General features: G+C 38.3%; 4 protein-coding genes. 1 reads left to right on the plus strand and 3 read right to left on the minus strand.

Translation table 11 applies throughout. The annotated features are described in order from the left end of the window. The first annotated feature begins 543 nt into the window (after nt 1-543). Nucleotides 544-1,167, plus strand: a complete 624-nt coding sequence (locus F6K22_RS34335; protein ID WP_293108737.1) for a type I restriction enzyme HsdR N-terminal domain-containing protein — start codon at nt 544-546, stop codon at nt 1,165-1,167. Between the two features lie 151 nt (nt 1,168-1,318). Here the strand turns inward: F6K22_RS34335 and F6K22_RS34340 are convergent, their stop codons facing one another. From F6K22_RS34340 to F6K22_RS34350, 3 genes are all read right to left on the minus strand, one after another. Further along, a complete protein-coding gene (locus F6K22_RS34340) occupies nt 1,319-1,648 on the minus strand; it encodes a DUF3082 domain-containing protein (RefSeq protein ID WP_293108740.1) in 330 nt (109 codons plus the stop codon). Nucleotides 1,649-1,972: 324 nt separating this feature from the next. Further along, nucleotides 1,973-2,920 (minus strand): 4-(cytidine 5'-diphospho)-2-C-methyl-D-erythritol kinase, encoded by a 948-nt coding sequence (gene ispE / locus F6K22_RS34345; RefSeq protein WP_293108743.1) that lies wholly within the window; start codon nt 2,918-2,920, stop codon nt 1,973-1,975. A 246-nt stretch (nt 2,921-3,166) separates the two neighbouring features. Next, on the minus strand, nt 3,167-4,114 hold a 948-nt coding region (locus F6K22_RS34350), incomplete at its 5' end, for a WD40 repeat domain-containing protein (RefSeq protein WP_293108746.1).

Raw genomic sequence — 4,114 nt, forward strand, 5'->3', positions numbered from 1 at the left:
GAAGAGGGGGGAGTAAGAATCTTGGGGTGAATTTCTTAAAAAAATGTACTTTTCAATACACTTTTCTCAGGAAAAAGCCTCTCAAATGCTTATTCATAACTTGTCTACGCATGTCAAATTTTATGTTAAGAAAGATGTTTATAAAGCATAGCTTCTCTACAGGGGAATGGGGGTTTCAAAGCCTCTCTCCTGGTAGGAGAAAGGTTTTTATCTCACATTATGTACTTCAATTTTTAATATTAAAAGTAGTAGAAAAATCGGTAACTTAGTAGGTATTTATACTATATAACTCCTATTCATTGACCTTTCTCAGCAGTCAGATTCTCAGGAAAATATTAAGTATAAATACTTAATTACTTACTCCGATTGACCACTATAATTGTCTCCTGTCTCCTGTCTCCTATTTTTTATACTACATTTTGTCGTGCGGAGTGTAGGTTTTATAAGTTTACAAACAGTTTCTAAGTGCTAAGTAAAAAGTAATACTATTTCAAAAAAAAGAGGAAATAGCATAAATTATTCTGAAAATAGAAATGATTTATTATGGTTCAAACTATTCAAGCTCAAGATATTACTCTGGAACAACTACAAGAAAACTTTGGGCTACAACTAACAACCGATCGCCAATTTTTTCCAGAATGGCAAGAAAATTTACCTTCTTTAAGCGATGAAGAAAAACGTAGTCTAGAAAGAGTTCGCAGTAACTATTTTAACTTAGTTAATCGTCGCCCTTTATTGGAAGAGGGAGTCAAAATGGTTATTTTATCGCCCTTACTAGATTTAGCTGGATTTTTTCAACCCCCCTTTTCTATAAGAACAGAAACTTCTGTGGAAATTTCTGCTGAAGATAATGATTTAATTGTTAGAGGTAGAATAGATATTTTAGTTGTACAAAACAGACTTTGGATACTGGTTATTGAATCAAAAAGTACCAAGTTTGATGTTATGGAAGCTTTACCTCAAGCTTTAGCTTATATGTTGAAAGACTCTCAAAATAATAAGCCACAGTTTGGTTTTCTTATTAATGGTAGAGAGTTTGTTTTTGTTAAACTTCAAAAAGCAAATGTTCCCATATATGGTCGTTCTTATGCTTTGTCTATTGACAGAGAAAATGAACTAGAGCAAGTTTTAGCAGTTCTCAAACATATTGGTAATTTCAGTTATTAGTTAACAGTATCTCATACTTTAGTAGGAGGCTTGAAATCAAGAGCTTCTCTAATTTATTTTAGATAGCTATATCTATCATTATTTATCTTTTTTGTTCAATAATTCAACCTTCTATCCTAGATAACTAAAGCCTTCTTTCCTCTTCTCTAATTCAACCTTCATTGGGAGGCATTTCTTTATTGCTAAATCCCTGAATTATAGTTTGTATAGCTAAGGCAATTAAACCGATAGTAACCATAGCACACATACAGGCGGCAAAAGCAATAACTCCTACTACTAAAGTACGAACAGCAGTAGACATATTCACCACAAAAACATTATCTGAAATAATCGGTTTCCTAGCAAATGTCTCAGCAATTGATTTCATTAATAAATAGGCAAGTGTTGCTAATCCACCAGAAATTATAGAACTCGCTAAACATTGTAAAGGGTTCACTTTAGGAGTAGATTTTTTGTTGGATTTGGAAGTTGAATTTGTCATTTTAGTTATCAGCTTTTTCAGTTATCAGTTATCAGTTATCAGTACCTCCTACTGAAGTAGGAAGCTTGAAATACTGAATTTCATTTCCGAATTATTAATTCTAAATTCTGAATTTTGTTGGGTTTCCTGACGTCAACCCAACCTACAGTATTAATTATTTCAAACATGATATTTGACATTACTTCTGAATTATGAATTCTAAATTCTGTAATTTTGTAGACCTATTTTTGTTGGGTTTCCTGACGTCAACCCAACCTACTGAATTAGTTATAACCAATTTTTTGTTTTATGATCTTACTTCATTCTAAATTCTGCATTCTAAATTCATTCATGTGCAATACTAATACCACTAGAATTAAACTGTGCTATCCAGAATTCTAGATCGGGGTCAGCCATTTTCCCTTTTACTGCTGCCTCAACTTCCTCTGCTTGAGATTGAGATTCTGTTAAAGCAAACATAGTCGGTCCTGACCCAGACATCATAGCTCCTAATACATTCTGGGAGGCAAAAGCTTCTCTTAATTTTAATAATTGGGGATATTCTGGTAAAGCTACCTTTTCTAGATCGTTATGTAATAGCTTGCCAATTTCAGCGTGGTTGTGGTGAGCGATCGCTGATACTATTGGTCCAGAATGTACTTTTTGCCTACTACTTTCCTGACTTTCTGCATCGGTGACATAAGTATCACCAAACTCTTGACGATAAGTTTTATACGCCCAAGGTGTAGAAATAGAGAGATTTTTGTACTTAGCCAAAACTACATAAATATGGTCTAAATTTGGCAGTGGAGAAAGCACTTCACCTCGCCCAGTTGCTAATGCAGTTCCCCCACTGACACAGAAAGGAACATCTGAACCCAACTGCGCTCCCAACTCTTGCAACTCCCCGTGAGTTAAACCCAGTTCCCACATTAAATCTAGACCAACTAATACTGCTGCTGCATTTGTGGAACCTCCTGCTAACCCTGCTGCCACAGGAATATGTTTATCAATAGTAATTTCAATGCCACCGTATCGAACAAGTGCTTCTGGAAATTGTTTGCTCATCAGGGAAGCTGCTCGGTAAGCAATATTACCCTCATCTGCGGGAACTAGAGGATGGTTGCATCGCACCACAATATTTTCAATACCGATAGAACGAATATCTATTTTATCCGCCAGACTAATGCTTTGCAAGACCATTGCTAATTCGTGATAGTTGTCTGGGCGATCGCCGATAATTTCCAGATAGAGATTAATTTTGGCAGGAGCAGTTAATGAGTAAGAGCGCATTTTAGGTAGTATTAGATAGTTTGATTATTTTAATTTATCTCAGGATGGTGACATAAATCAATATGCCCCTGGGAAGTCAAAAGTCAAAAGTCAAAACTTCAAAGTCAAAAGCAAGGTGATTGTAGGTCATTGCGACTGGAACGGAGTGGAAGGAAGCAATCTCAAGGGTTTAGGAGATTGTTTCCCTTTGGTTGTAATAACGACTGTTCAGCTAAAGTTAACAGAGATAAGCTGTTTAGTTAATTTTCAGTCGATGTCGTCACAAAGACGGCGGTCTTCTTCTGTCACATTGGGGTTATTTTTCAAATAGTCACGCACCCAGTCGCAACTATGCTTGAGTAAGTCATCAATGTTAAAATTCCACAGTTTCACTGTCTTGTCACCACTTGCAGTAGCTATCAACTCACCATCGGGGCTAAATTCCGCACTGTTGACCCAAGCCTGATGCCCTGAGAGAGTTTTCACCAGAGTACCGTCTCGTTTCCACAGTTTGACTGTCTTGTCACCACTTGCAGTAGCTATCAACTCACCATCAGGGCTAAATTCCGCACTGTTGACCCAAGCCTGATGCCCTGAGAGAGTTTTCACCAGAGTACCGTCTGGTTTCCACAGTTCCACTGTGCCGTCATAACTTACAGCAGCTATCAACTCACCATCGGGGCTAAACTTGGCACTGTAGACCAAACCCTGATGCCCTAAGAGAGTTTTCACCAGAGTGCCGTCTGGTTTCCACAGTTTCACTGTGCCGTCACGACTTGCAGTAGCTATCAACTCACCATCAGGGCTAAATTCCGCACTGATGACCAAACCCTGATGCCCTAAGAGAGTTTTCACCAGAGTGCCGTCTGGTTTCCACAGTTTCACTGTCTTGTCACGACTTGCAGTAGCTATCAACTCACCATCAGGGCTAAATTCCGCACTGATGACCAAACCCTGATGCCCTAAGAGAGTTTTCACCAGAGTGCCGTCTGGTTTCCACAGTTTTACTGTGTCGTCATAACTTACAGTAGCTATCAACTCACCATCGGGGCTAAATTCCGCACTTTTGACCGCATCCTGATGCCCTGAGAGAGTTTTCACCAGAGTGCCGTCTGGTTTCCACAGTTTCACTGTCTTGTCACGACTTGCAGTAGCTATCAACTCACCATCAGGGCTAAATTCCGCACTGATGACCAAACCCTGATGCCCTAAGAG

The sequence above is a fragment of the Okeania sp. SIO2F4 genome (assembly GCF_010672385.1).
In the GTDB taxonomy this organism is placed as follows: domain Bacteria; phylum Cyanobacteriota; class Cyanobacteriia; order Cyanobacteriales; family Microcoleaceae; genus Trichodesmium.